24 protein-coding genes and 1 pseudogene are annotated in these 23,944 nt (G+C 60.1%); 16 read left to right on the top strand and 9 right to left on the bottom strand.

The features are described 5' to 3' along the window. Positions 1-34: 34 nt before the first annotated feature. The 3 genes from QWY84_RS19495 to QWY84_RS19485 form a co-directional block, all read right to left on the bottom strand. Complete coding sequence (locus QWY84_RS19495) at positions 35-775, bottom strand: DUF429 domain-containing protein (protein WP_290204728.1); 741 nt, start codon at positions 773-775, stop codon at positions 35-37. Further along, positions 772-1,428, bottom strand: a complete 657-nt coding sequence (locus tag QWY84_RS19490; protein ID WP_290204727.1) for a DUF3320 domain-containing protein — start codon at positions 1,426-1,428, stop codon at positions 772-774. Before QWY84_RS19490 ends, QWY84_RS19495 begins: the two co-directional genes overlap by 4 nt. A 77-nt stretch (positions 1,429-1,505) precedes the next feature. After that, positions 1,506-2,507 (bottom strand): hypothetical protein, encoded by a 1,002-nt coding sequence (locus QWY84_RS19485; RefSeq protein WP_290204726.1) that lies wholly within the window; start codon positions 2,505-2,507, stop codon positions 1,506-1,508. Positions 2,508-2,677: 170 nt separating this feature from the next. Here QWY84_RS19485 and QWY84_RS19480 point away from each other — a divergent pair, with 170 nt between their 5' ends. From QWY84_RS19480 to QWY84_RS19430, 11 genes are all read left to right on the top strand, one after another. Continuing rightward, on the top strand, positions 2,678-3,565 hold the full coding sequence (locus tag QWY84_RS19480; protein WP_290204725.1) for an alpha/beta fold hydrolase: 888 nt from the start codon (positions 2,678-2,680) through the stop codon (positions 3,563-3,565). A gap of 774 nt (positions 3,566-4,339) precedes the next feature. Further along, complete coding sequence (locus QWY84_RS19475) at positions 4,340-4,612, top strand: hypothetical protein (protein ID WP_290204724.1); 273 nt, start codon at positions 4,340-4,342, stop codon at positions 4,610-4,612. 58 nt (positions 4,613-4,670) lie between these two features. Continuing rightward, positions 4,671-5,123: a hypothetical protein gene (locus QWY84_RS19470; protein ID WP_290204723.1), complete on the top strand. Its 453-nt coding sequence runs from the start codon at positions 4,671-4,673 to the stop codon at positions 5,121-5,123. A 799-nt stretch (positions 5,124-5,922) separates the two neighbouring features. After that, complete coding sequence (locus tag QWY84_RS19465) at positions 5,923-6,147, top strand: DUF4224 domain-containing protein (RefSeq protein WP_290204722.1); 225 nt, start codon at positions 5,923-5,925, stop codon at positions 6,145-6,147. A gap of 78 nt (positions 6,148-6,225) precedes the next feature. Continuing rightward, positions 6,226-6,597, top strand: coding sequence for a hypothetical protein (locus QWY84_RS19460; protein ID WP_290204721.1), 372 nt, complete (start codon positions 6,226-6,228; stop codon positions 6,595-6,597). Further along, positions 6,597-7,166, top strand: a complete 570-nt coding sequence (locus tag QWY84_RS19455; protein WP_290204720.1) for a tyrosine-type recombinase/integrase — start codon at positions 6,597-6,599, stop codon at positions 7,164-7,166. Before QWY84_RS19460 ends, QWY84_RS19455 begins: the two co-directional genes overlap by 1 nt. 481 nt (positions 7,167-7,647) lie before the next feature. Next, positions 7,648-8,076, top strand: a complete 429-nt coding sequence (locus tag QWY84_RS19450) for a hypothetical protein (protein WP_290204719.1) — start codon at positions 7,648-7,650, stop codon at positions 8,074-8,076. Further along, entirely contained in the window at positions 8,069-8,596 is a 528-nt protein-coding gene (locus tag QWY84_RS19445; protein ID WP_290204718.1) for a 3'-5' exonuclease family protein, read from the top strand. Before QWY84_RS19450 ends, QWY84_RS19445 begins: the two co-directional genes overlap by 8 nt. A 130-nt stretch (positions 8,597-8,726) precedes the next feature. Next, positions 8,727-8,942: a hypothetical protein gene (locus QWY84_RS19440; protein WP_290204717.1), complete on the top strand. Its 216-nt coding sequence runs from the start codon at positions 8,727-8,729 to the stop codon at positions 8,940-8,942. Between the two features lie 760 nt (positions 8,943-9,702). After that, positions 9,703-9,969, top strand: coding sequence for a hypothetical protein (locus tag QWY84_RS19435; RefSeq protein ID WP_290204716.1), 267 nt, complete (start codon positions 9,703-9,705; stop codon positions 9,967-9,969). 173 nt (positions 9,970-10,142) lie between these two features. Then, on the top strand, positions 10,143-11,378 hold the full coding sequence (locus tag QWY84_RS19430; protein WP_290204715.1) for a site-specific integrase: 1,236 nt from the start codon (positions 10,143-10,145) through the stop codon (positions 11,376-11,378). Between the two features lie 126 nt (positions 11,379-11,504). Here the strand turns inward: QWY84_RS19430 and QWY84_RS19425 are convergent. From QWY84_RS19425 to QWY84_RS19400, 6 genes and pseudogenes are all read right to left on the bottom strand, one after another. Next, positions 11,505-12,578: pseudogene (locus QWY84_RS19425) on the bottom strand (IS3 family transposase); the annotation flags it as partial. Between the two features lie 71 nt (positions 12,579-12,649). Then, a complete protein-coding gene (locus QWY84_RS19420) occupies positions 12,650-14,212 on the bottom strand; it encodes a class I adenylate-forming enzyme family protein (protein WP_290204714.1) in 1,563 nt (520 codons plus the stop codon). Positions 14,213-14,216: 4 nt separating this feature from the next. Further along, on the bottom strand, positions 14,217-14,969 hold the full coding sequence (locus QWY84_RS19415; protein ID WP_290204713.1) for an enoyl-CoA hydratase/isomerase family protein: 753 nt from the start codon (positions 14,967-14,969) through the stop codon (positions 14,217-14,219). A gap of 47 nt (positions 14,970-15,016) precedes the next feature. Next, on the bottom strand, positions 15,017-16,009 hold the full coding sequence (locus QWY84_RS19410) for an NADPH:quinone oxidoreductase family protein (protein WP_290204712.1): 993 nt from the start codon (positions 16,007-16,009) through the stop codon (positions 15,017-15,019). Between the two features lie 123 nt (positions 16,010-16,132). After that, positions 16,133-17,182: a TRAP transporter substrate-binding protein gene (locus QWY84_RS19405; protein WP_290204711.1), complete on the bottom strand. Its 1,050-nt coding sequence runs from the start codon at positions 17,180-17,182 to the stop codon at positions 16,133-16,135. Between the two features lie 243 nt (positions 17,183-17,425). Continuing rightward, complete coding sequence (locus tag QWY84_RS19400) at positions 17,426-18,226, bottom strand: IclR family transcriptional regulator (protein WP_290204778.1); 801 nt, start codon at positions 18,224-18,226, stop codon at positions 17,426-17,428. A gap of 565 nt (positions 18,227-18,791) precedes the next feature. On the opposite strand from QWY84_RS19400, the gene QWY84_RS19395 reads away from it, so the two are divergent. From QWY84_RS19395 to gdhA, 5 genes are all read left to right on the top strand, one after another. Beyond that, positions 18,792-19,340 (top strand): TRAP transporter small permease, encoded by a 549-nt coding sequence (locus tag QWY84_RS19395; RefSeq protein ID WP_290204710.1) that lies wholly within the window; start codon positions 18,792-18,794, stop codon positions 19,338-19,340. Beyond that, positions 19,337-20,623 carry a TRAP transporter large permease gene (locus tag QWY84_RS19390; protein WP_290204709.1) on the top strand — a complete coding sequence of 429 codons (1,287 nt, stop codon included), beginning with the start codon at positions 19,337-19,339 and terminating at the stop codon, positions 20,621-20,623. The genes QWY84_RS19395 and QWY84_RS19390 overlap by 4 nt, the downstream gene beginning before the upstream one ends. A gap of 311 nt (positions 20,624-20,934) precedes the next feature. Continuing rightward, positions 20,935-21,489 carry an OsmC family protein gene (locus QWY84_RS19385; RefSeq protein ID WP_290204708.1) on the top strand — a complete coding sequence of 185 codons (555 nt, stop codon included), beginning with the start codon at positions 20,935-20,937 and terminating at the stop codon, positions 21,487-21,489. 457 nt (positions 21,490-21,946) lie between these two features. Further along, entirely contained in the window at positions 21,947-22,357 is a 411-nt protein-coding gene (locus tag QWY84_RS19380; RefSeq protein WP_290204707.1) for a hexameric tyrosine-coordinated heme protein, read from the top strand. A gap of 219 nt (positions 22,358-22,576) precedes the next feature. Further along, positions 22,577-23,929, top strand: a complete 1,353-nt coding sequence (gene gdhA / locus QWY84_RS19375; RefSeq protein ID WP_290204706.1) for an NADP-specific glutamate dehydrogenase — start codon at positions 22,577-22,579, stop codon at positions 23,927-23,929. Positions 23,930-23,944 lie beyond the last annotated feature (15 nt).

Here is a 23,944-nt window from a genome sequence, read left to right as displayed (position 1 = left end):
GCGGCTACGACGTGCCGTTTCCGAAGCGTGCTCGTCAATATTTCGGAACACGTACCCATATCCACCCCTCGGTCTCCACCGGTGCACTGGGTTCCGGTGGCAGAGCCACCTCGGCCAAGAAATCCCGTGCGGCGAGCGTACAGAGTACCGCGTCGATGCCATCCGAGGAGTAGCCGATGTCGGGGATGGCCGCGTCCACACTCAGGCGTTCCCGGACCGCTGAAAGCACACGCTCTCGCGCTTGGCCTCCTGCCACTGCCTTATAGCCTGTCGGGCGAATCCCATGCGCAGCGAGCGTGGCGGCCGGATACACCTCAATCGCCTGCACGCCGGAGATGGTTGGCTGCCATGCCAGGGGAATGGCCTCACCAAGCCGCTCGCGGAGTCCTTGCAGCATCTGCAGCGCCGCGTGGGCGGTGCGGGCGATTCGGTCTGCGCCAACGTCGAGGGACTGTTTGCCAATGTTCTCGCGGATGAAGCGGTCGGTGTGCCGACGGAAGAGGTCGTTCGCGGTGCCGGGCAGGGGCTGTCCTGCCTGATGCGTTGGCAGCGCCGTGCCCAAGGTCGCCGGCCAGCCGAGTGGTGCGTCGAGGGCCAGCAATGCGGGGCTGTTGTCCCGACTGAGCCAGGCCGCAATGGCGTCGACCGGAGCGGCGACAGCCGAACCTGCAGCGACCTTCTCAACGATGGTATGGCCGTTACGGTGCATGGCGAAGGCGTACCCGACGCGCCGGGCGTCGGTTGCACAGTCGATTCCCACGATGCGGACGGTCATGCGGGACGCGGCCCCGAACGCCGCACGAAGGCTTCAGGCCCGAGCGTGATGCTCTCTCCTCTCTTCGTGAGCATTGCCTCGTCGATGAGCCTTTGCAGCGGGGCCTCGAGTCGCTCGCGTGCATTGTCCGTCAGCCTGGTGAATCCGATCCGGTACAGTCCGTTGTTCATGGCTGTGTCGGCATCGATGCCCTCCTCTTCCAGCACCGCACGGAACAGGCACAGCATGAGCTCACTATCGTGGACGTGGTCGAGCTGACGCGTCTTCTCCGGGGCCTCTCCCCAGTCCCGAAAGGGAGGCACCAGGAACTGCTGCCATCGACCAATGAAGTCGTCCCGCCGCTCGAGTCTCCCGCCCTCCTCCAGACCCTCCAGGTGGGACTCGATTCGGGCGCGGATGCGCGAGCCCAGCCGGCCGACGTCCGCTGCGGTGAGCAGGCGATCGGCCAGGGCCCGGAAGTGGACAGGCCCCTCCCCATCGACAACCCGCAACACGGCTCGGTCGAGCGCATCATCCGCGATGTCGTGGAAGCTCTCGGTGCCGGCCAGCCCGAGCTCTGCCGAGTCGACGGCTTGATACAGGGCGATGGGCTCGAAGGTCGGCGTCCACCGCTCGGGCGGATCCAGCCACCCCGGGTGGAGTGCATCGCTCATTGCGTCCGCATCCGGGGTGCGGACAAGGTGCTCGTGGATGGCCACAACACCCTGAAAGCCGTTCGCTTCCTCTCCGCTCACCCTTCCCCCTCCAGCACCAGGTCGACGTCCAGCGTCTCCGCGAGGAGGTCGATCATCGCTTCCTGGAGCACGGTCCGGGGGCCGGCGGCCAGGCAGGCGTCATCCAGGGAGAGCAGCGCCTCCGCCCGGGTCGATGGATCGACCTTTCGCCCAAAGGCCGCGGCCAGATGGTGCAGCACGCCCAGGGTTGGCTCTGGTCTCTGGGCGTCGGATGAGGCATCCAGCCACTGCCGGATCTGCTCCCCTGCCGTGCGCACATCGTGCAGGAGGACATGATCGGCGGCGTGGTCTGGCGCCTCCATCCCGACGGCTGCCGGATCGAACCACGTCCGACCACGCCCCAGGCAAGTCACCGTGAACACCAGCGCCGCGAAGAGATCCCGGTGGGGCTCCTTTTCCAAGGCCACGTCGTTTGCCTCCAGAATTCTTTTCCCTTCATCGGCGACGTCGGCCACCGTGAGGTCGAGGCGCTCTTGCTCGCGTCGGGCCTGCTCCCGACGGGCAACCAGGGCCTGTACGCCCCGGACCAGCAAGCCGACGACGAAGCCCAGCACTTGGACGATGAGGCCGACCACAGCAACGACTGCCGCGATCAGCAGATAGATCACCTGCAGATAGGCCGCCTTGTGGCCGCGCACCTGGACGCCGGCCATCTTGAACGAGGACCGACCGGGCTTGATCCAGTTGAACGCGCCCACCGGCGTCTTGGTGGACACCGAGACCCCGCTTTTGGAGAGATTCACCTTGGCCGCGTCGGAACCGTAGCGTCCACGGAGGATGAAGCGGCCGTTCTGGAAGGCGACCTGGGTGTTCTTCGCGAGCCGCGTGGACACGCGCACACCATGGCTCGTGTTACCGGTGACGTTGACCCCGGAGACGCGGGTGTGAGCGCGCAAAGAGACGCCTCCGGTGCGGCTCGCACGCAGGTACTCTCCGGTGTGCTCGATGCGCTTCTGGCGGCCTTCGCGGTCCTTTTCACCGATCTTGAACAAACTCACCCCTCAACTCCCACGACCGCACCCGCGAGACCGTGCGGCGTTGCATACCGGAACACGGTCCTCGGCCTCCCATCTCACGTTGCCATCTCGGGGGCTACACTGAATGCACGGGATCAAGCCATGCGTGCACCCCTTGCCGCACCCGGTCGAGCGCCTGCAGGAGAAGTCTGATGAGCGAAGTGCAAACGATCACGGTCCCGCACCTGCGCAACTCCCGTATCGGGTACCGCTTCGGGAGAGCCTTTGACGCGTCACTCCCGACGCTCGTTCTGGTGAACTCCTTCAGTACGTCGTCGGAACTCTATCAGCCGCAATTCACCGATGAGACGCTGAGTACCACCGCGAACCTCCTCGCGATCGAGCTATTCGGTCATGGCCAGACGCGGACATCGTACGAACAGTTTACGTACTGGGACACCGCCCTTGCCAACCTGCAGGTGCTCGAGGCGCTGGGCATTTCCGAGGCGTTCGTGCTGGGGACCTCGCAGGGAGGATGGGTGGCTGCGCGCATGGCGATGCTCGAGCCCGAGCGGATTCGGGGCATCCTCCCCCTCGGCACTTCCATGGACTACGAGAGCCAGCGCAGTCGCGATCTTGGCTGCTGGGACGGGAGCGAGGTGTGCACGCCGCTGATTGATTCACTTTCGCAGCCCGTCGGCGATGACTGGACCGTCGACGATGAGTTCACGGACTTCATCTTGAGCGTCGGCATTGGTGACCAGGTTTCCGCGCAGGAGCGCGAGCGCTGGCGTGCGCTGCATAAGGCGAACTACCAAGGGGACGACGGCCGCAAGCGGCTACGCATGTGCGCCATCAATCTCCGGGACCGCGACGGCCTCCGCGGCCGGCTCGACGCGGTGAAATGTCCGGTGCTCTGGATGCAAGGCACGCATGATCAAGTCTACTCAGTGCCTAACGCCGAAGAGGAGATCACGATGTTCACCAACGCGGCCGACGCCCAGCTTCGCGTCGTCGACAACGGCCAACACTTCCTCAGTGCCTCTGATCCAGACGTCGTGAACAGGGCGAGCATCGACTTCATCAAGACCTGGACTTAAGGCTGCGCGACTCGCTCAAACCAGAATTTGCCGGACATCAAAAGTCTTATAGTATCCGAAGTCAGAAGCCAGCCTACGGATCTCAGCGGACAGGCAGGAGGCGCTAAGTAGTGAGAATTTTTTAATTTTCTCCGCGCGCGAGACCAGCGCGAGTCTCCCGTGTAGCCTAAGTACCCTTGTGTTGTCCTCCTCGCGCGCGCGTACGCGCATCTGCCTAAGTTGACAAGAGTGTTCATCCTCTATATAATTTATGTAACAATAAAAGGTTGTCTTGCTCATTCGCATCGCAAGCCCGACCTTCGCCTTAGTAGGACCCAAGGGTCCTGCGCTATCCCTTTTGCCGCACACGCGGCCCCTCAGTAAGCCACAAGCCATCCCTACGAGGACGCAATGGAGATTGTTGTCGCAATCCTGAGCGGACGCTCGGCGCAAGCGCTGACAGCCTTTGGTTGTCTCCTGCTGTCGAGCTCCGCGAGGACCTACGCCGTCGCAACCCAGTGAGGTGCTTATGATCAAAGCGCTCGATCGTATCGTGGTGACCCTCATGTTCCTCTACATGGGCAGCCATTGGGTCATCGCCCTCACGCAGTAACGCAAGCCACTTAGGAGGCGCCTCTGGACTTCGCAGAACGCATCGTACGCGAGCTCGGGTTCGCCACCGCTGGTCTCCTGGATCGGGAGGTCGGCACTGCGCCGAGCAACGAGCCCACCTCAGGTCCGGCCTGGGGGCTGATCCCGCGATCGAGCGCGCCGCTCGTGGACAGCTCCCAGGCCATGCGCCTCAAGCGCCGAGTGGCGCTGCTCGAGGAGGAACTCCAAGAAGAGCGCGAGAAAAATGAGGCCTTGAGCGAGCAGGCGACCCTTGAGTTCGCCGACCACATGCACACGACCACCCAGGCCGATGACAACCAGCGGCTGATCAACCAGATGGCGCGGCTTATGGACAGCCTGCCGCTGGAGGTCCACGAGCGACTCGAGGCCTACAGAGACTATCGCTTCCTCAGGGTCGAACTTGCGCTCGCGCGGAGCGACAACAAGGACGACTGAGGCCCTCCCGTGTTTTCTCGACATCGAAGCCTCGGGCCTCAAGCCCGGGAGCTTCCCCGTGGAGATCGCTTGGAGCCTGCGCGATGGAACCATCGATGGGGCGCTCGTGCGCCCGCACCCTGAGTCCGATATGGACTCCTGGGATCCGCGGGCCGAAGAGCTCCACGGGCTGTCCATCGACTACCTGGAGCAGCACGGCGAGGACGCGGGCGTGATCATCAGCCGGCTCTTGGCCGGTATCCAAGGGGCGCCCATGTACTGCGACGCGATAACCTTCGATCCGCACTGGTTCGAGATGCTCTGGATGGTCTCGGGGGCATGGATCGCTAGAGGCGACTGCCCGCCCCGTTGGCCTGCCTATTGGCCTTTCTCGGATGTCCCCGGGGCACCCATACAGGCAATGGAGAACCTGCGTGAGTGGATTTTCCAGGACGACCTGACTCTTCGGGCAAAAGATGACGTGAGAGCGATTCTCACAGCGTATCTCTTGCGCAAGAAAAACCCCGGGTGAGGGCCCGGGGTAAACACAAGGTTAGACACAAGCGAACTCTCGAACGGTAATAGCGCAAAGGCGCTGAACCGCAGATACATGCGCTTCGATAGCCCAGTACATGGTCGATGCCTCGGGCGATAGACCCGCCTCAGTTGAACGTTGGCGTCGCATGATTCCGTGCTGATGCGCCCATCTGAACCACGAACGGAACGAATGTCGAGGCCTGGGCCACACAAGCTGTCGCCGAGGGTCGGCAGGCGGTCCTCTTTGGATTGGACTCGTCATCACCTCGGATGCTCAGTATATCGGTGCAGCGTATATCACGGAGGTGGGACCGATACGGGATAGCCACCGCGCCCGACAACAAAATCGGTTCAGGCTGTGGCGAACGGGCGAATGAGACCGGAAATCTCCTAAGCCATTGACTTCCAATATTTTTTCCTGACTCGACAAGCCCGGGCGATCAATTATGCCTTGACAGAAAGCGCGAGAATCATATAATATCGCTCATGTCAAGTCCGGCGCTCCCCCAGAACGCAACCTCGTGCTACCGGCCAGCACCGACGTCCGAGCCATCTCAGGATCGGTCCGGCGTGCGCTGGGTCCACACGGTATCCGTGCCGCGTCCGTCGCCCTCCCTCACCTCGACGACGATGTGCGCGCTAATGCGCGGGCACTGCCCAACACCAAGAGCGAACACGCCGCAACGCCTGCTCGTCCCTTCGCGGGCACTCTCATCGCAGCTGTTGATGCATCCGCATACCTCCCGCGCGGTCAGAAAAGCCAAGGCAAAAACGTCATCACGGAGGGCGACCGCATGACGCAGTCCCTTTTCCTTACCCACGAAGAAATCGTCGAAATGACGGGCAAGCAACGCAAGCCCGCGCAACTGCGCTGCTTGCGTGCGATGAAGATTGAGCACCGTGTACGCATCGACGGCAGTCCTGCGGTGACGCGTTCGCACGTCGAAGCCACGTTTGCCCCGAAACAGGGAACCCGAAACAAGCCAAGAACCCACGAGCCGGATTGGAGTAGCCTGTAAAATGCCGAAACCACGTCTAAGCAAGAACAAAGGGTTACCTCCGCGCTGGGTTCACGAGCGCAATGCCTACTATACCGAGTGCCCCCGGGCCAGGAGGCGCACTGGGGCGGCAAGAAGAAATTTCTGCTTGGACACACCCTGACCGAGGCCTACCAGGCCTGGGCAGCGCGCATGGAGACGCGGGAGACCATCACGACCATCGGGCAGCTCATCGAGCCCTATGAACGGGAAGTGATTCCCGGCCACAGGCTCAGCACACGGCGAAACAAGCTCGGGCATGTCTTCGGCGCTATGCCGATTGACGCAATCGAACCCTGGCACATTTACGCGTACGCCGATCGGCGCGGCAAACGGACGGCGGCCAAGCGGGAAATCGAGACGCTGTCCATATCTACACGAAAGCAGTTGAATGGGGCGTTCTGTCGCGCCATCCGTTCAAAGGCGAGGTGATGATCAAAGGCAACGGTCCGCGCACCCGCTACGTCGAGGACTGGGAGATCGACGAACTCGCCAAAGTCACGCCAAGGCGCAAGCGGGGCAGCATCCGGATGATTCAAGCGTACATCGCTCTTAAGCTCATGACGGGCTTGCGCCGCAAGGATCTCCTCAGCCTGAAGGTCACCGACATGCGCGATGATGGCCTCCACGTCGTCACCAGCAAGACGAACAAGCCAATGATTTTCGAGCGCACGAAAGCACTCGAACACTGCTTCGAGACCGCACTTGCAGCAAGACCCGTGGACATTGGGCCGTATGTGTTCTGCAACCGCCGCGGTGATTGCTACCTCCGGGCGGACGGGCGTGCGGAAGGCTGGAACAGTATGTGGCGGCGGTTCATGGACCGCGTACTCACGGAAACGCAGGTGAGTGAGCGCTTCACGGACCACGACCTGCGGGGCAAGGCTGCGTCCGACGCAGAAAGCCTGGAGCGTGCCCAGCAGCTATTAGGGCACGCCGATCCGGTAACCACCCAGCGCGCTTATCGTAGGGGGCCGGCATTCATTCCCGTAAAGGACTAACGGCTCGGAGACGCGATCTATGACGCAACCCCGAATCTATGACGCAGATCGAGGCATCCGTGCCTCTGAAACCTGCTTGTATGGCGCGCCCGGAAGGATTCGAACCTCCGACCGCCTGGTTCGTAGCCAGGGTGTTTACTCCCGGAATTTAACTTACAAAACAATTCCTTACGTTTTTTGTTCTACGTCATAGTACAAATCCGTGTTGGCACTTAATCTCTTGATTTTCCGTGTACGGAGTTAGTTCTATGACGCAGAAAAAACGCACCTGGCGCGCTCCCTCGACGCCCTGTGAACACGGGCTGAATATCCGCTCATCGGCGTCGGTCAACCCCTCTCGACGCCGACGGATCACCCCGTTGTGCATGACATACAACACGTCCCCGAGCTGAGATCACCACGCCGTACTCGAGGGGGACGAACCGCCGAGTCGCCCTTATCCCGAGACCGGATCGAACGCCATCGGAGGTCAGCCGCTCCCATGAGCTTTTCCCAGCGTCTGCTACAGCAACTCGCCATGTCGACCATCGGCTTGCTGGACCGTGAGGTCGGCGGCCTTCCAGCGAACACGGTACGTGACGGCTTCCCCTGGGGACGCAGGAACCGCCAACCAGACCAACCCGAGGTATCCAGGGCTTTACGCCTGCAGCGCCGAATCACTGACCTCGAAGAGCAACTCCAGGAGGAGCGCGAGAAAAATGACCGGCTGAGCGCGGAAGCCGTCGTTGAGTTCGTCGACACCATCGGCACCGAGGATGAACTCCACACCTGCAGGCAGGGGTTGATCCACGCCGCGAGGCTCATCGAGAGCCTCCCGGAGGAGGCTCAGGAGAGGCTACGTGATCATGACTCCTATCACGAGTTCCTGCTCGCACTGAGTCTTGCTAATCGAGGAACGCCAAATGCGTGAACGTACCCTACCCCGCTTTATCGACGTCGAGGCGTCGGGCCTCGAGTGCGACAGCTATCCGGTCGAGGTTGCCTGGTCGGACGCCGAGGGCCACGTCGAGTCCATGCTGATCGCGCCCCCAGAAGAGTGGCAAGTTCACCGCTCCTGGAGTGAGCAAGCCGAGGCGCTTCATGGCCTGACGACGGAGGCACTCCTCGCCGAGGGTACGCCGATCGAACGAGTCTGCATGAAACTGATCGAGACGGCTCGCACTGAGACCCTCTACTCCGATGCCGCACCGTTCGACCGGTTCTGGATCGGCGTTCTGCTCACTGCCGGGGGGTATCCGGATCACGCGCTTCGCATCGTCAGCGCCGACCGCCTGATTGCTCTTGCCGGCGCCTCTCCCTCCCACGAGTCCGTGGAGGCGGCCAAAACCCAAGCCCAAGCAAAGCTCGGCATCGGCCACCATCGCGCAGGAGATGATGTCAGGGCGCTGGTCGAAGCCTATCGGCTCAACCGCACCCATTGCGACTCATAGGCAATAGGCACCCGTCCCCGACAGACCGGTTTCCACCATTCCGAGACCCGATCCGCGTCATTTTCAGGCCACGCCATTGCGCGTGCCGACACGCCGCATATTATGGAATTCAACGCTTCTGGAGATGCCTATGCCCACGATCACAGCCGTCCAGCACACCGTCGAGGATCGGGGCAACGACGAGCCCGCAGTGCACCGGTTCGAATTCCTCGGCCCCTGTGACGTCGAGCCCCTTGTTATTCACGGCCCGCTGCGCACTGCCGACTTGGTTTTCGTTGCGTGGCACCTCATGGATGCCATGGGCTTCGGCCGCGAACGAGAAACCCACGAGGGGCACAAAAGATAGCCCCGCCTCACTCCGGTCACGGATCACGGCTATCCGAGATGATTGCGCCTCGGTTGGAGCGATCGTTTGTCACCGGGCGTCGAGACGACAGCAGTCGAATCGCCCGGTGACACCGCTCTATTGATTTTCCCCAATGGTCCCCGACGCTTTCATCGCACGAATACCACCGGAGTTTGTACAAAACGTCGCTGTCGTCGACAGTGACATCCTCCGAGCTTTCGCTCGCGACTTTGCGAGCATCGGAGCCTATGCGCAAAGCCCAATGCGAACCGACTATGGCCATCATCAAGGCCGCAGTCCGGTACTGGCACCGTTCCTGCCCGTTCAGGCAGGCAAAGTGCCCCGTAAGGCATCGAAACTGCCACGGCTGGCAGCAGTTTTTTCGCCCAACCCGCGCCAACACCCCACAGTGTTTCGGTGAAAAGAACCTCTACCTTATATGCGTTATATAACTTTATAATTGTTATAACCGTTATAATAGTTATAACATCTTTTTCCTCAAAAGGGAATCCTCTTTTTGCTTCTGTCAATGCGGTCTTTCTATTCATTGAGACGCTGTTGCAATGATGAAAGCAAAAGCTTATCCGAAGCGTCTGATTCTTAACAACGGACTGAGACTGGCGAGCGTGTTGTATGCTTGTACAACCGCCTCGGAAGATATAAAGAACGATGGTCTATTCCGATTTTTAAGGAGCTTTCTATTGACGAATAAGGCAAGGATTATTATAATATTCAATCAGGGTTGGCAATGAGAAAATCCATGAAACACATTCTGCCTCTCCTGGCGCAACTCCTCCGGCACATCAAAGCCGCCTTTTTCGGCTGGATCTCGGGCGAGGCATTCGGTCTCGTCACGCAGCCCCTGCGCCGGATGATCGAGATAACAATTGCCGTGCCACTGGTGCTAGGGCAACCAACGGCCGACAGTGCCGACCACCAACATGGGTCGGCCCGTCTCCCGCAAGCACCGACCACAGTCGCCGACGGCGGTGACTCAACCCCGTGCGGCGGAATGACCGACGTCTGACTGGATCGCATACACACGGCCGTTCAGCCAGCACCGAACTCAACCGGCTGGTTGAATCCAGCTGTGGGCGAACCAGTATCGGCGCCGGGCCTACTACATCCATCGCTCGTCATGGCCGTTGACGCCGGAGCTAGATCGCCTCACCCAAAAGCAACGGGAGGTATCGGGCACGTATGTCTCAATCCACTCCGCGCGGCATCACCATTACGCCGAACGACACCATCCAGATTGCATTCACGTGGCATGGGCGACACTACCGCGAGCGCCTGCCCTTGCCCCCAAACCGGGCGAACCTTCGCTATGCTGCGCAAAAGCGTGCCGCAATTCTCTACGAGATCGAGCACGGCCGGTTCGATTTTCGCGAGCACTTTCCGAACTCCCCCCGCGCGCGGCAGCTCAGCCACAACGCAACACCACGTGTCCGCGAAGCCCTGCGGGTGTATCTCGCCGACGTCACACACCACTGCGCGCCCAGCACCGCCCGCGACTATGCGTGTGTGGTGCACACGCATCTGCTGCCCGCCTTCGGTGATCTCCAGCTCCATGAAGTGACGGTCGCGCGCCTGCGGGCATGGATGCGCAGCTGGCCACACGGCACCAAGCGCCTCGGCACGGTCCTCACACCGCTGCGTCGTGCGCTTGGCGACGCCTACGCGGATGGCCTTATCGACCGCGACCCCCTTGATCGTATCCGCATACCGGTCGAGCGGCACCGTGCGCCACCACAGCCTGACCCGCTCACCCCGGAGGAGCTACAGCGAGTCCTTGCGGCATGCGAACGTCGGAGTTTCGCACGGCTGGTGCGATTCGCCGTTAGTACCGGGCTTCGCACCTCGGAGCTTCTGGGACTCGAATGGTCGGATATCAATTGGTCGCGGGGGAGCGTGCGCATAAACCGGGTGATCGTCCGGGGACGCGCCAAACCAGTAACAAAGACATTGGCGGGCCAACATGAGATCGAGCTCTTGCCAGTCGCCCGAGAGGCCCTTGTCGCCGAGTATCGTGCGCAGGTACGCATCGGCGGGCGCATCTGGCGGGACCCCGCAACGGGGCTTCCATATGCGAGCGACGCTGCGATTCGCCGGCACTGGCGTCATACATTGCGCGCAGCTAGTGTGCGGTATCGTCCTCCGTACCAACTGCGCCACACGTACGCTTCGTGGCTGCTCACTGCTGGAGAAGATCCGTCCTGGATCGCAATGCAGATGGGTCATGCGGACTGGGCTATGATACGCCGCGTCTACGCACGCTGGATTCCGCAGATTCACCAATCTGCCGGCGAGCGCGGGGCGCAGCTATTCGTTGAGGCGCTGTCGAACAATACCTACTTCGCCAGAGGGTACGCTACCGGTAACCGGATACTCGCGTCAGGCACGATGCCCGGGCGGCAAGCTAGGGCGCAATCGTGATAACGGCGAGGACGACCAAACACAAGTTCCCATCGACGCGGCGGTACTCGCTCAGCATCTCCTCGCTGTGGCTGAGATCTCGCCGGATAACTGACCGGTCATAAAGTGGAGAATTCCGGTCGCCTCCATGCTCTGGCGGTACTCCCAGGGCGATTGCATCTTCAGCCCCTTATGCGGATGGAAGCGGTTGTAGTCGGCGAACCATCGGGGCAGTCGCGCCAGCACCGTTGCTGCATCCGGCAGATCGTTCAGGTATACGTAGTCGCGCTTGAACGCCTTCACGAACGCCTCGGCCATGCCGTTGCTCTGCGGGCTGCGAACAGCGGTGGTGCATGGCAGAAATCCGAGCTGGCGGGCCATGGCCCGGGTCTGCGCCGCGGTGTAGCAACTCCCGTTGTCGCTGAGCCACTCGATCGGATGCGGCAGCCGGAAGACATCGCCGAAGCGGTATTCCATCGTCTCGACCAAAAGATCCTGGATCATCTCCCTGGTGACGCCACCGGTGGTTGCTACATACCGCATGGCTTCCCGGTAACAGCGTCCAGGCTGAATGCCACGCGCACTGCCTCGCCATTCCAGCAGCGGATCTCCATGACATCCGAGCACCACCGCAGATCGGACTTCAGCGTGATGACCTGGCCATCGTGGGCCTTGTCGGTGACCGGCCTGCCGGTGTAGCGCGTGAGCAGCAGATCATGGGCCTTCATCAGTCGATAGATCCGCTTCGGTTCACCCGCTCGCCGGCGGCGGCCAGATCCCGGTTCAGATGCGCTATCACGCGCCGGTAGCCGTAGGCACCGCGAGCCGTGCAGATGGCCCGCACCTGCGGCAGCAGCCGCTCGTCGTCGGCGACCCGGTAGCGCGAGGGACGCCCACAGTGGCGGCCGGCTCTGCGCTCGATCAGGTTCGAGCGCGCCACGCCCAGCACCTCACTGATGCGCTTCACCGGGAATCGTCCGGCGGCAACAAGGGCATGCGCGAGATCAACTTTTTTGCCTGAGCCACCTCCAAGGCTTCCTTGAGAATCTTGGTCTCCATGGTCTTGCGCCCCAGAAGGCGCTCGAGCTCACGCACCTGGCGCTTCACCGCCTTCACCTCGGCGGCGCTGACCATCTCGTCGCCCGAGCCAACCGCCGTCATGCCACCGTCGTTCATCAGCTTTTTCCGCCGGAACAGGAGACTCGGGGATATACCATGGCGCGCCGAGGTACAGGCACAGACCAGATGAGCTAAACTCTTGAAGCGTTGCCAGAGGGTAGTTATCCTCTATCTCACTCGGCCTCTTCCGCCAGGAGTTCCTGTCTGAGCTTCACTTTATCCACTTTTCCGATCGCCAGCATGGGCAAGCTATCCCGCACGAAGATCCGCTTTGGGATCTTGTAATTTGCCAATTGTTCGCGGCACCAATCTCGGAGCTCTGTCTCGTCGAGGTGTGCGTCGGAGCGAGGTACCACAAACGCGTACCCGATCTCCGAGTACAATTGGTCCGGCACGGCGACGACCGCCGCGATGTCCACGCCGTCTTTTGCTTCGATCGTCAGCTCGATTTCGCGCGGGTACACGTTGTAGCCACCGGATTTGAACATCTCCGAAGTCCGGCCAACGAAACGCAGATTGCCCCGCGGCATGACCTCGACCAGATCCCCGGTCTTAAGCCAACCATCCTCGGTGTAGGTGTCGCGAGTCGCCTCGGGCCGATTCAGATATCCTGCCATGCAGTACTCCGGGCGAACCTGAATCTCGCCTTTCTCGCCCTCCGCGGCGGCGGTTCCGTCCTCCTTGTGGACTCGTACCTCCCCATTCGGTACGGAACGACCAATAGTGATCGCCAAGGTGTCGAGATCTTCGTCCGGGTAACCGTACGTCACCGAACCACACGTTTCGGTCATGCCGTACGAAGTGCCAATGCGCCCGCCTGCCGCCCGAAGGCGACGGAGAATTTCGCGCGGCATCTGGGCGCCTGAGAAGACGAACCACTGGACAGACGCAAATTTCGCCACATCGAAGTTGGGCGACGACGCAATGAGCTGATACATGGTCGGAAGGAGGAGAAGTATATTGATACCGAGGTCGTGAACCAGGTCCGGCACAGTATCGGCTTCGAACTTTTCACGGAAATGAATCGCTCCGCGGCCGACCATGGCGTAGCACGAGAGAAAATGCATTCCGCCGATGTGGTTCATAGGGAAGGAGTTGTAGATAACGGGAGGATCGCTTAGTGGCCAATGCTCCAGTTGCGTCAGGCTGCGGCGAATCATGGCTTTGTTCTGCAGCAGAACGCCCTTTGGGCTACCGGTCGACCCGGAGGTATAGACAAGCAGCGCCGCATCCTCGGCCATATCTTCCCCCAACTCGGACGGGTGGGGCGAAGTCGGCTCCTCGTACAGCGATGACAGGGTCGTTGCGCCGGTTGCGGTATCATCGAGGCTGACCGTAGCTTTCACGCTGGCGGCATCGCTGGCCAGACGCCGCACGTCGTCCCTGTATTTTCGCCCCTCAAGTTCACTTATGAAGAACAAGGCAGCCGGTTGTGCATCTTGGACGACGTAGTCCATTTCCCGGTAGGTGTGCTTCGGGTTAATCCCCAACCATGTGACACCGATGGCGTTGGCGGCGAGGAACAACGTATAAGCGTCCGCGCGCGGCGTCGTCAAAACACCGATACGATCACCGCGCGATAGCCCGAGCCGGCGTAGTCCGGCCGCGAGGCGGGCGACGCGGCTAGCGAGCTCCCGATACGTTACGTGCTCCTCAACATTTCCGAGTGCGATGCGTTCGGGCGATTGGGAGGCTGTTTGGAACACGAATTCGGCGACGGATGTTTCCCGTGGCATGGCTTTACTCCCCGGGTCTTTCGTTAAAGGAGGCGACGCAAGCCAGCGACTGGACCATGTCGCCATGTGAGGCGACGTCCACTAATGCATTGCTCACCGCGTTAATCGCTCGCTTGCTCGTCCGCACCGCCAGGCGAGGCTTGTGAGCGAAGGAGTCCGCCAACTCGGTCGCGCGAGCAAGTGCCTTGCCTTCAGAGACTACAAAATCAACAAGCCCCCATGTCTCCGCCTGCTCTGCGTAGATTTTCTCGGCGAGCAGCACGATACGTTTGGTTCTCGCGGGGCCAGCGTAGGCAACAAGCCGGGGAACGGTATTCCAGCCGTAATTGGAGCCGAGATCGATCTCTGGGACATAGATGAACGCATTGCGCGCAAACACGCGAAAGTCGGAACTAAGCGCCAGTGTCAACCCGCCCCCAACGACAAACCCTTCGACAGCCACGATGGTGATTTGCGGCAACCGCTCCCAGAACTGGATAACCTCGCCGCCGAAGTTGCCGACGTCGGCTCGTTCATCCGCCGGTATGTCGGGAGAGAAGAACAGGTTCTCGTTGAGGTCCGCACCGGCACAAAAGGCAGGGCCATTGCCCGAGAGCACGACGGTGGTAAGGTCCGTACGCTGACGCAAATCACGACATATCTCGTCCAGCTCGCACATCAGTTGATGGGTCAAGGCGTTGCGCGTTGCAGGACGATCAAGGGTCAGGTACGCGGTCGCACCATGTTCAGTGACTTGGATATTCGAAGTCGAATCCATGGGAACCTCTTCCGAGTAATTACTGGTTCGGAGCAAGCAACCTCTCGCTACAGGCCAAAGCGAGCTACCGCTTTGCCCAGAATCTCGCCCTGTTGTTGCGCGCGCAGCGTCCTGGTGATCTCTGTCGGCTCGACCGAAACCGCGATGTGAGGCTTGAGCGTGCCTTGCCGGTAGTAGTCGAATAGGCGCTCGAACATGTGCTGCGTGTCCTTGGGGCGGCGGTGGTAATAGTCTCCCCAGAAGAAGCCGATCATGTCCGCGTTCTTCAGTAGGAGATGGTTGGTCGGAATCTGGGGGATCGTTCCGCTGACGAAACCGACCACGACGTGCCGTCCTTCCCAGGCGATGCATTTCAGTCCCAGACGTGTCGCATCCCCGCCGACGGGATCAAAGACCACATCTACGCCGTGGGATTCTGTCCATGCCCGCACCTGGTCCCGAGCATCCTCGGCATGGATCGCAACCGTAAAATCCGCTCCCTGCTCTCGGACGAAAGCGGCCTTATCTGGGTCGCGTGTGCCGGCAATGACGGAACAACCAGTTGCTTTCGCAACCTGTAATGCGGCAAGACCGACGCCGCTACTGGCGCCGAACACGAGAACGGTTTCCGAAGGGGTGAGGCGGCAGCGATGCAACAACGCGGCGCCAGCGGTGCCGTAGGCGACGTAGAAAGCGGCCGCCTCGTCGTCACTCATCTCTTTCGGTACATGCTGTGCGCGGCGGGCGTCGACAACCGTGTAGTCGGCAAAGGCCCCGATATCAACTTGGGCCATGACTCTATCGCCGGGGCAAAAATCTGTGATGTCTTCGCCGATGGCGATCACCTCCCCCGACAACTCTGAGCCCGGCACAAAGGGAGGTTCATGGCGAATCTGATAACGCCCTCCCACGACGAGAGCGTCGGCGAAGTTGAGGCCCGCAGCGTGAACCCGGACGAGTAGCTGTCCATTGTCTGCTCGGGGCACGGGTGCCGTACCGAGAACGAGATCGTCAACATCTCCGTACTCGCGGCACAAGAGTGCGCGCATGGTCGCGGTCATAATTGGCTGTCCGGTTCCGGTGAAAGCGTTTGCTGCCCCAACTATATTTCCGAGGCAACGGGGCGCCCCGTTAGCAGGCCTACTTATCCTGCCAACGGGGCGCTGCGTGACGTCGGGTGCCACCTATTGGCTTTGGCGCTCCGCGACCGCATCATTGAAGGTGCTTAGCACTTCACTCGCTGGACGACCCGAGTCCTCCATGGTCTCCACCCACTCGGCACGGGCTTTCTCCAAGCCGCGGTTCAGCTCCTCGAGATCACCCGGTTCCATCTCGACCGCTTCGAGGCCGTCGGACTCGAGGCGTTCGACAATTTGTTCTGAGGCGGTATCAATCCACTCGCATGTGCGTTGTGCAGCGGCGCGGCTGGTCTCTTCCAGTACGGCCTGCTGCTCGGCATCGAGCTCGTTCCATGCGCGCTCGCTGATGGCATACACGGAAACGAAGCTCGCCATGCTGCCATCAGTGGTGATGTAGTTTAGAACTGTTTGAAGATCAAAGGGATAGAGGCTCAGCAACGGGGCAAATGTCCCGTCCAACGTGCCCCGTTGCATGGACTGGAGCATTTCCGGGCCAGTCATATCCATGGGCACCGCGCCCACGTTGCGCGCGGTTGTGGACATGCTGCCCCCGGCACTACGAATCCGTAACCCGCTCAGGTCTTCCATGGTTCGCACCGGTGGGTCGACGGTGACAATGCGGTACGGTTCATAGGTGTGCGCCCACAGCACCCGGACGCCACGCTCTGCGTATTCGGTTTCGTGCACTTCAGAGCCGGGCGTAAGTAGCTGCTGCACCGCATGCGTTCCGTCGCAGACTCGTTCAAACAGTCCTGGTAGTTCCGCGACGCCCGATAGCGGCAGTTTGTCCGAAAGGTAGGCAGGAGAAAGATGCACGACGTCCGCTACGCCAGAACGAACCAGGGAAAGCATCTCCGAGGCGTCGCCGATCTGCTCGGCGGGGTAATAGTCGAACTTGATGCTGCTGTCCGACGCTTCCTCCACATCCTCCATCCACGGCTGAATACCTTCTTCGACCACATAATGGCTCGTGGGAAGCCAGTCCGCGAACCGTAACGTTGTCTCCGAAGCCTCACTGGGCAGTGGCAGCGATGCCGCCATTGATACGCCTAGCGCGACCGTGAGGGCACTGGTGCTTCGTACTTGGATCTGCATGATTGCTCCTCCGCTTTCATCGTTACTGCTCTTATGTCGTTTGCTCGACTCAGTGCCCCGCAGGTACGCGGCACTTGCGGCCCCGCAGGTACGCGGCACTTGCGCTGTCCATGCGCGAATCGCGTTGACTTGGGCAGCCATTCACAATTCCCATAATCCGATAATGTTCTTAGAAAATGGCACGCCCATGCCTGGCCGTCAACTATAACTTGGTCGCTTGGCGGGCTCGTGCGCCCGGTTGCACTATTCAGCGCCTACCGCGCCGTCGCTCGCCGAAGACTTTGCGGACTCGGTCACGAGCCCATATCCATCCCGGTACCCGCTGATCACGGTTCCCAATGTGCGGGCCATGTCCAGCACGTGCTTGGCGAAGAAATCTGTCCCGAGGTCGTTGGCCCGACTTATTAACGTCGTTACACCGATGCTCAGGCGCACGTCAGAAAGGCGGGTTTCGACCGGGGCGGCGATGCTGTAGACACCTCGCGTGATCTCCTCACGACATTCCGCATAACCTCGGAAGCGGACCTCGTCGAGCTCGGCGAAGTACTCGCGCAGGTCGGATACCGTATTGGCGGTTAAACCCTCTAAGTGGATCTCTTGAAGCAGTTGTTGTACTTGGGCGCGGTCACGAAAGGCAAAAATTGCCTTCGCAGAGGAACACGCATGCAGCGGTACTGGTCCGCGGGCCGGGTGCACATACGCGGCATCGGCGCGAGTAGGGCCATAGACGGCAATGAGTTCCACTTGGTTCTGGTTGAAGCGCGAGACGAAGGCAGACTCCCCAACCCGATCGGCAAGCTGAGTCAGGTACGGAGCTAGCGCCGCGCTAAGAGTGCTCGGCTGGGAACCGCGTAACGCGGCATCAACAATCGCAGGTCCGATATGAACCGTTTCACCGTTTGGTCCTACGTCCAGGAACTCCAGCGACAATAGGCTTTGTACCATCCGGTGTACCGTGCTCGTGGGGAGATCTAGCTCCTTCGCAATGGTCGCTCGCGTCGCGCCCTCCGGTGCGCGTGCGACCGCCTGTAGCACACGCGACATCCGTCGTAGGGGTTCAGAGGCCTGCTGTGACATGGGGTATCCCGTTTTTTGGCAAATTTTGCGAAAACTAGACCCTCTTGGCGACGCCTGTCAAGCTGCGAGGGCTACCCCTGACACAGGTGTTCCATGACTGTATCCCGTCGTTCAGGTCTCCGCTCCCTGAGTCACGCGCCAGCTAGGCAGACGCCAACGAGGAAGCTACGATCGCTACACACTCCATCCGCCCCTCCCTCGACCCGAGCGCTCCAGGCCGAGCTCCATCCTGCATTCGACCGCTTACGACGTCGGGCTCCAAGAACAAAACCCGGCAGTCCCTGTCACTCTTACTCTTCCTTGCTCGCAGCACGATTCGGCCACGTCCGACCCCATCTGCCTGCGCGGCGGCTCCGCCATGTGCTACACCCATAGCACTCCAGCCTCTGTTGACATCTACATGCCCGGCTGCTGTAATTCGATAATATTATCAAAATACGGGACGTCGCCTTTGCTTCGTCCGTCAACCCCAAATGCGTGGGGTCTCACGGGCCAAGTTTGGTGTATATGTCCGCGGCTCGGAGGAGAGAGAATGCGATCCGCTTATCGATTGGTTGGGCTTTTTTTGTTGTGGATCGACCGCGCGCTTATGTTGATCGTGGGCGTGTGCTTATTGGCTATCATGGGAATCATTGTTGCCGATGTTGTCTTTCGTTATGCGCTCGATAGCCCGCTCCAATTTAGCACACACTTAATAACCTACTACTTATTTCCGATTACGGTTTTCTTCGCCCTCTCTCACACATTTGAACGCAACGAAAACGTCCAAATCGACTTTTTTGCGCAGTTCTTTCCGCGATGGCTCGGGCTAGCGGTAAATTTTTCTGCCTCTCTATTTATCTCCCTCGTCTTTTTTACCATCTCTTACAAGTTCTACGAACGCACGATCAACTCGCTTGTCAATGCGGATACCGTTTATGGCGTTATACAGTGGTTGACGTGGCCCACTTGGGGCCTGGTTACGGTTGGCTTCTTTTTCCTCGGAGCAAGAGTTCTCTACCGTCTTCTTGGCTCCTTCCTCGGTGAGGACGAAATTTTCTCAGTCGAACAAATGAATAAAGTTCCGGAGGGGGGAGAATGATAACCATATTCATATTGATTCTTCTAATCTTCCTCTTGGCCGCAAAGATTCCTGTTGCTTTCGCCCTATTTATTTCCGGTTCGGTCGGCCTTTCCATTCTGTTTGGTCCTTGGATGGTGGTCGGGATACTCGAGTCCACACCGTTTTCAGCTATCGCGAACTTTGAGCTCTTAACGATCCCCATGTTCATACTTATGGGAAGCTTGCTCGTTGTTAGTGGGATTTCGGATAGTCTCTTCAAAGCAGCAGCGGTGTGGATCGGTCGAACGAAAGGTGGACTCGCCATTGCGACCGCCGTGAGCGGAGCCGCGTTTGGGGCGATTTCCGGGTCGAGTACGGCAGCCGCAGCCACGCTCTCGAGCACCAGCATCCCCGCAATGATCAAACAGGGATATGAACGCCGCCTCGCGGCGGGTGTCGTCGCGATCTCGGGAACTCTTGCCATGCTCATCCCGCCAAGCATCGGGATTATCTTCTACGGTGTTCTTAGCGAAACGAGCATTAGCAAGCTTCTGATCGCATCGATTCTTCCAGGGCTAGTGGTAACCGCGGCGATCATCCTCACCATCATGGTGCTGATAAGCCGTAAACCGGAGCTCGCACCTACAAGTAGGTCGTTCACTTGGCGCGAAAAGCTCTCTGCGCTCAAGGTTCTTGGGCCTTTCCTGACGTTGTTTGCCTTGGTCACAGGAACGATCTACCTTGGTATCGCAACACCAGTGGAGGCGTCAGCACTGGGTGCGTTCGGGGCATTCGCTTTCGCGCTGGCTTTCCGTTCTTTAACTTGGCGCAAACTCTGGGATGCCTTAGCTAGCACTGCCCGTATAACGGCGATGTTGGCACTAATCGTTATTGCTGCTGATGTCTTCAGTACTTTCCTCGCGTTGACGCAAACGCCGCAGGCTATCCTGTCAGCCGTCGCAGAATCCGGCCTTCCGACGTGGGGAATCCTACTCGCGTTGATCACCATTTATTTGATTATGGGCTGCTTTCTGGACTTGATTTCGATATTGGTTCTCACCATTCCGGTCGTTATGCCACTTGTTCACTCTCTTGGTATCGACCCAATATGGTTTGGTGTCATCGTAATTCTCACGGCCGAGATCGGTCTTGTCACACCCCCCGTTGGACTGAATGTCTTCGTCGTCGCCAAGTATACGAAGATACCGGTAATGGATGGTTTTTATGGCGTTGCGCCGCACGTCTTGGCTCAGTTGCTCGTTCTAGGGCTTCTCTGCGCTTTTCCCGCCATTGCAACGTGGTTGCCAAGCTTCATGGATTAAAGTAGCCCGCCGAGAGCGTCACCACTGGACCACAATTTGGTCCACCGGACGGGCACTGGTTGATTTGGGCCCGGTGTAGACCCGCCGCGACGCGGATTCAGAGGAAGCGGTGCTCGTTGGCCCAGTTCTTACGTCGGAATCACATTGACGGATTCCCGAAAAGCAGGCCGCTAATACCGGACAGGTACCGGTGCGGGCGCGCTAAAGAGGAGCAAGACAGGCCTTACTTCAGCATTCTTTTGGGGAAAGCTGATTCAGTGGCTGCTCGTCAGCCGGAGCAATAGTGTTGTTACAACGTGATGGAGAATCATATGAGTAGTGATGCAGTCAGAAACGGTGTAGATGTGACCGCTCTAAACTCTGCCAGGGAGGGGATTACTGAGTCCCCCGAGAGTGGTATTGCCGAGTACGGAGTTAACGTGGAGTGGAACGGCGGAACGTCAGCCCAGGCGAGAGCGCTCCCAATTACGTTGGGTGGCGAGAAGGTGGACCGGGATTTTTCATGGAAAGTGGATGAACCGACTCAGCTTCTCGGTAAGAATAGCGCCCCGACACCACAGGAGTATCTTCTGTCCGGTGTGGGCGCGTGCATCATGGTTGGATTTGCAGTTGGGGCGTCGGCCAAGGGGGTAAAGCTGGACCGCTTGAATGTCGAAATTTTCGGACAACTCGACCTATCAGGCTTTCTGGCGCTTAACGATACTTCCCCCGTGGAGTTGGCAGAGGTTAGGTACGTCATCCACGTCTCGGGTGATGCCTCGGAGGAGGAGTTCCGAGAGCTTGAGAAAAAAGCTGTTGAACTAAGTCCGAATGCGATGAGTATCGCGAACAAGGTCCGGTTGTCAGGCGACCTGACTATATCCTGATACATGAGTACTGAAATAGGGAATCCGTAATTTACCGGTTTGTTAAAGGTTACGCGCTTGCAGGTGCGGCCTGTAGGCGCGTTGCAATCTCTATCGAATAGGTGTACCAATCACCGAAGGAGTGGTTTGTCTTCTTCATCACCTCTACGGACACCCCGGTGCCCACCCCTTCGATGCTCATGAAGGGGCAGGTGTCGGATAAATACTAAACGGCTTCAGCCCGCCCTCGCTTTCGACGCGTCAGCGTGCACCGTCTATCGTTCCCTTTAGGGGAGGTGAAGCCATGACCCTGCGCCGCCCGTAGCGGGCAATGGCTGGAATACTTACTCACTTATTGATGTATTCTATATACACGTTATAGTAACTTGATCGTCTCTTTGGGGCGACTACGAGCACTCGGGAGGAGACGGATGGGCCAGGGAGGCGAGGCAGCAACCCAACGCGAGGAGAAGTGGCCATGACTGGATATAGTACCGATCAGACTCCGATTGGCAGCGCCTGCCCGGCGTTCTCCGCTGGTGAGAAGCAGGAGCGTCATGTAGGACCACGGGGCTGGCGAGCGGCACGCCGCGTGATCGCTGTGGCGGCGTTCGCAACCATGCTCGGGCTCGGCGCGAACAGCGCGCTGGCTGAGCAGAACGGCGACGAAGACGGCTTGAGCCTGATCACGGATACCCCACAGGAGGGCTTCGCAGTGGCGGTTCAACTCGCTCAGAAGGGTGTCGCCACCACGCAGCCGGATGCCGAGGTTCGCCAGAGCCTCCGAGATGTCTACGAACGCGACGCGGATAGCTTGATGAAGGCCTCAGAAGTCATCGCGATCCACTTCCGAACCGTCGCTGAGGCCAACAACTACTGGCGTGAGTAAGCTTGGCAGCGCACCCCTGAGGACCGCTCCCATCGTGCGGTGCCTCAAGGGCATGATAGGAAAATTCCGGGGGAGAGAGACGGACCGTCTGGTAGCCGACCAGCACGGCCAAGGACGAGACGACGTGCCCCAAGAACCTGAGTGCAACCGTCCCCCTCACTGTTAACGCTCATCTGCGCATCAACCTGTAAAGTCAAGTCCCTTGAGAGGATAATTCCCTTGTCCTACGCGCACGAGATTTTGAAGAACCTCCAACGCAGTAGCCCGGCGCAAAGCGAGTTCTACCAGGCCGCGGAAGAGGTGCTCGCCTCGCTTGGCCCAGAGCTCGAGCGCGATCCGCGCTATCTCCGCCACGGCATTATCGAGCGGCTCATCGAGCCCGAACGCCAGATCCTATTCCGGGTCGCCTGGATGGATGATGCCGGCGGCGTGCACGTCAACAAGGGCTACCGGGTACAGTTCAACTCGGCGCTGGGCCCGTACAAGGGTGGCTTGCGCTTCCACCCGGCCGTCACGGCCGGCGTGATCAAGTTCCTCGGCTTCGAGCAGATCTTCAAGAACGCCCTGACCGGCTTGCCCATCGGCGGTGCCAAGGGCGGTGCCGACTTCGACCCCAAGGGGCGCTCCGATGCGGAGATCATGCGCTTCTGCCAGGCGTTCATGACGGAGCTACACCGCCACATCGGCGCCACCGTCGACGTCCCCGCCGGTGACATCGGCGTCGGCACGCGGGAGATCGGCTATCTCTATGGCCACTACCGCCGTCTCAGCGGCCGCTACGAGGGCACGATCACCGGCAAGGGACTGGATTGGGGCGGCTCCCTGGGGCGCAAGCAAGCGACTGGCTACGGGTGCGTGTACTTCGCAGAGAACATGCTCAACGCCCGCAACGAAAGCCTTGAGGGCAATACGTGTCTAGTCTCCGGCGCGGGCAACGTGGCCATCTACACCATCGAGAAGCTCTACCAGCTCGGGGCTTTTCCCGTGACCTGCTCCGATTCCCGGGGCACGATCCACGACGAGCATGGCATCGACCTAGAGCTGCTGAAGCAGCTAAAAGAAGAGCAACGGCAACCGTTGTCCCGCTACCTCGAGTATCACCCGAAGGCGGAATACACACCAGCGGAGGACTACCCGCAGGGCGGTCATGCCGTGTGGCGCTACAGCGCCCGCGCCGCCTTCCCCTGCGCGACCCAGAACGAGCTCAGCGGAAGCGATGCCGAGGCATTGCTCGCGAACGGCATCGCCTGCGTCAGCGAGGGCGCCAACATGCCGAGTACCCGGGAGGCCGTGGAGCGCTTCCTCGAAGCGGGGATCGCGTTCGGCCCCGGCAAGGCGGCGAACGCCGGCGGAGTGGCCACGAGTCAGCTCGAGATGCAGCAGAACGCCGGGCTGACCCAATGGCCCCTGGAGAAGGTCGACTCCCACCTGCGGGCGATCATGGCGGATATCTTCCGGCGCTCCAGCAGGACCGCCGCCGAGTTCGGCCAGCCCAGCAATCTCATTATGGGGGCCAACATCACCGGCTTCCGACGGGTCGCCAATGCCATGATCGAGCAGGGGCTGTTCTGAGTGGCCCGGTAAGCC

It is taken from the genome of Aquisalimonas lutea, from assembly GCF_030409225.1.
In the GTDB taxonomy this organism is placed as follows: Bacteria; Pseudomonadota; Gammaproteobacteria; order Nitrococcales; family Aquisalimonadaceae; genus Aquisalimonas; species Aquisalimonas lutea.
The sequence above is the reverse complement of the archived record's forward strand: the minus strand, read 5'-3'. Positions and strand labels throughout refer to the sequence as shown.

Coding starts and splice junctions, on each gene's coding strand:
- QWY84_RS19495 (WP_290204728.1), bottom strand. CDS start 775: ATGACCGTCCGCATCGTGGGAATCGACTGTGCAACCGACGCCCGGCGC.
- QWY84_RS19490 (WP_290204727.1), bottom strand. CDS start 1,428: ATGAGCGATGCACTCCACCCGGGGTGGCTGGATCCGCCCGAGCGGTGG.
- QWY84_RS19480 (WP_290204725.1), top strand. CDS start 2,678: ATGAGCGAAGTGCAAACGATCACGGTCCCGCACCTGCGCAACTCCCGT.
- QWY84_RS19475 (WP_290204724.1), top strand. CDS start 4,340: ATGCGCCTCAAGCGCCGAGTGGCGCTGCTCGAGGAGGAACTCCAAGAA.
- QWY84_RS19465 (WP_290204722.1), top strand. CDS start 5,923: ATGACGCAGTCCCTTTTCCTTACCCACGAAGAAATCGTCGAAATGACG.
- QWY84_RS19455 (WP_290204720.1), top strand. CDS start 6,597: ATGATCAAAGGCAACGGTCCGCGCACCCGCTACGTCGAGGACTGGGAG.
- QWY84_RS19450 (WP_290204719.1), top strand. CDS start 7,648: ATGAGCTTTTCCCAGCGTCTGCTACAGCAACTCGCCATGTCGACCATC.
- QWY84_RS19445 (WP_290204718.1), top strand. CDS start 8,069: ATGCGTGAACGTACCCTACCCCGCTTTATCGACGTCGAGGCGTCGGGC.
- QWY84_RS19440 (WP_290204717.1), top strand. CDS start 8,727: ATGCCCACGATCACAGCCGTCCAGCACACCGTCGAGGATCGGGGCAAC.
- QWY84_RS19435 (WP_290204716.1), top strand. CDS start 9,703: ATGAAACACATTCTGCCTCTCCTGGCGCAACTCCTCCGGCACATCAAA.
- QWY84_RS19430 (WP_290204715.1), top strand. CDS start 10,143: ATGTCTCAATCCACTCCGCGCGGCATCACCATTACGCCGAACGACACC.
- QWY84_RS19420 (WP_290204714.1), bottom strand. CDS start 14,212: ATGCCACGGGAAACATCCGTCGCCGAATTCGTGTTCCAAACAGCCTCC.
- QWY84_RS19415 (WP_290204713.1), bottom strand. CDS start 14,969: ATGGATTCGACTTCGAATATCCAAGTCACTGAACATGGTGCGACCGCG.
- QWY84_RS19410 (WP_290204712.1), bottom strand. CDS start 16,009: ATGACCGCGACCATGCGCGCACTCTTGTGCCGCGAGTACGGAGATGTT.
- QWY84_RS19405 (WP_290204711.1), bottom strand. CDS start 17,182: ATGCAGATCCAAGTACGAAGCACCAGTGCCCTCACGGTCGCGCTAGGC.
- QWY84_RS19400 (WP_290204778.1), bottom strand. CDS start 18,226: ATGTCGCGTGTGCTACAGGCGGTCGCACGCGCACCGGAGGGCGCGACG.
- QWY84_RS19395 (WP_290204710.1), top strand. CDS start 18,792: ATGCGATCCGCTTATCGATTGGTTGGGCTTTTTTTGTTGTGGATCGAC.
- QWY84_RS19390 (WP_290204709.1), top strand. CDS start 19,337: ATGATAACCATATTCATATTGATTCTTCTAATCTTCCTCTTGGCCGCA.
- QWY84_RS19385 (WP_290204708.1), top strand. CDS start 20,935: ATGAGTAGTGATGCAGTCAGAAACGGTGTAGATGTGACCGCTCTAAAC.
- QWY84_RS19380 (WP_290204707.1), top strand. CDS start 21,947: ATGACTGGATATAGTACCGATCAGACTCCGATTGGCAGCGCCTGCCCG.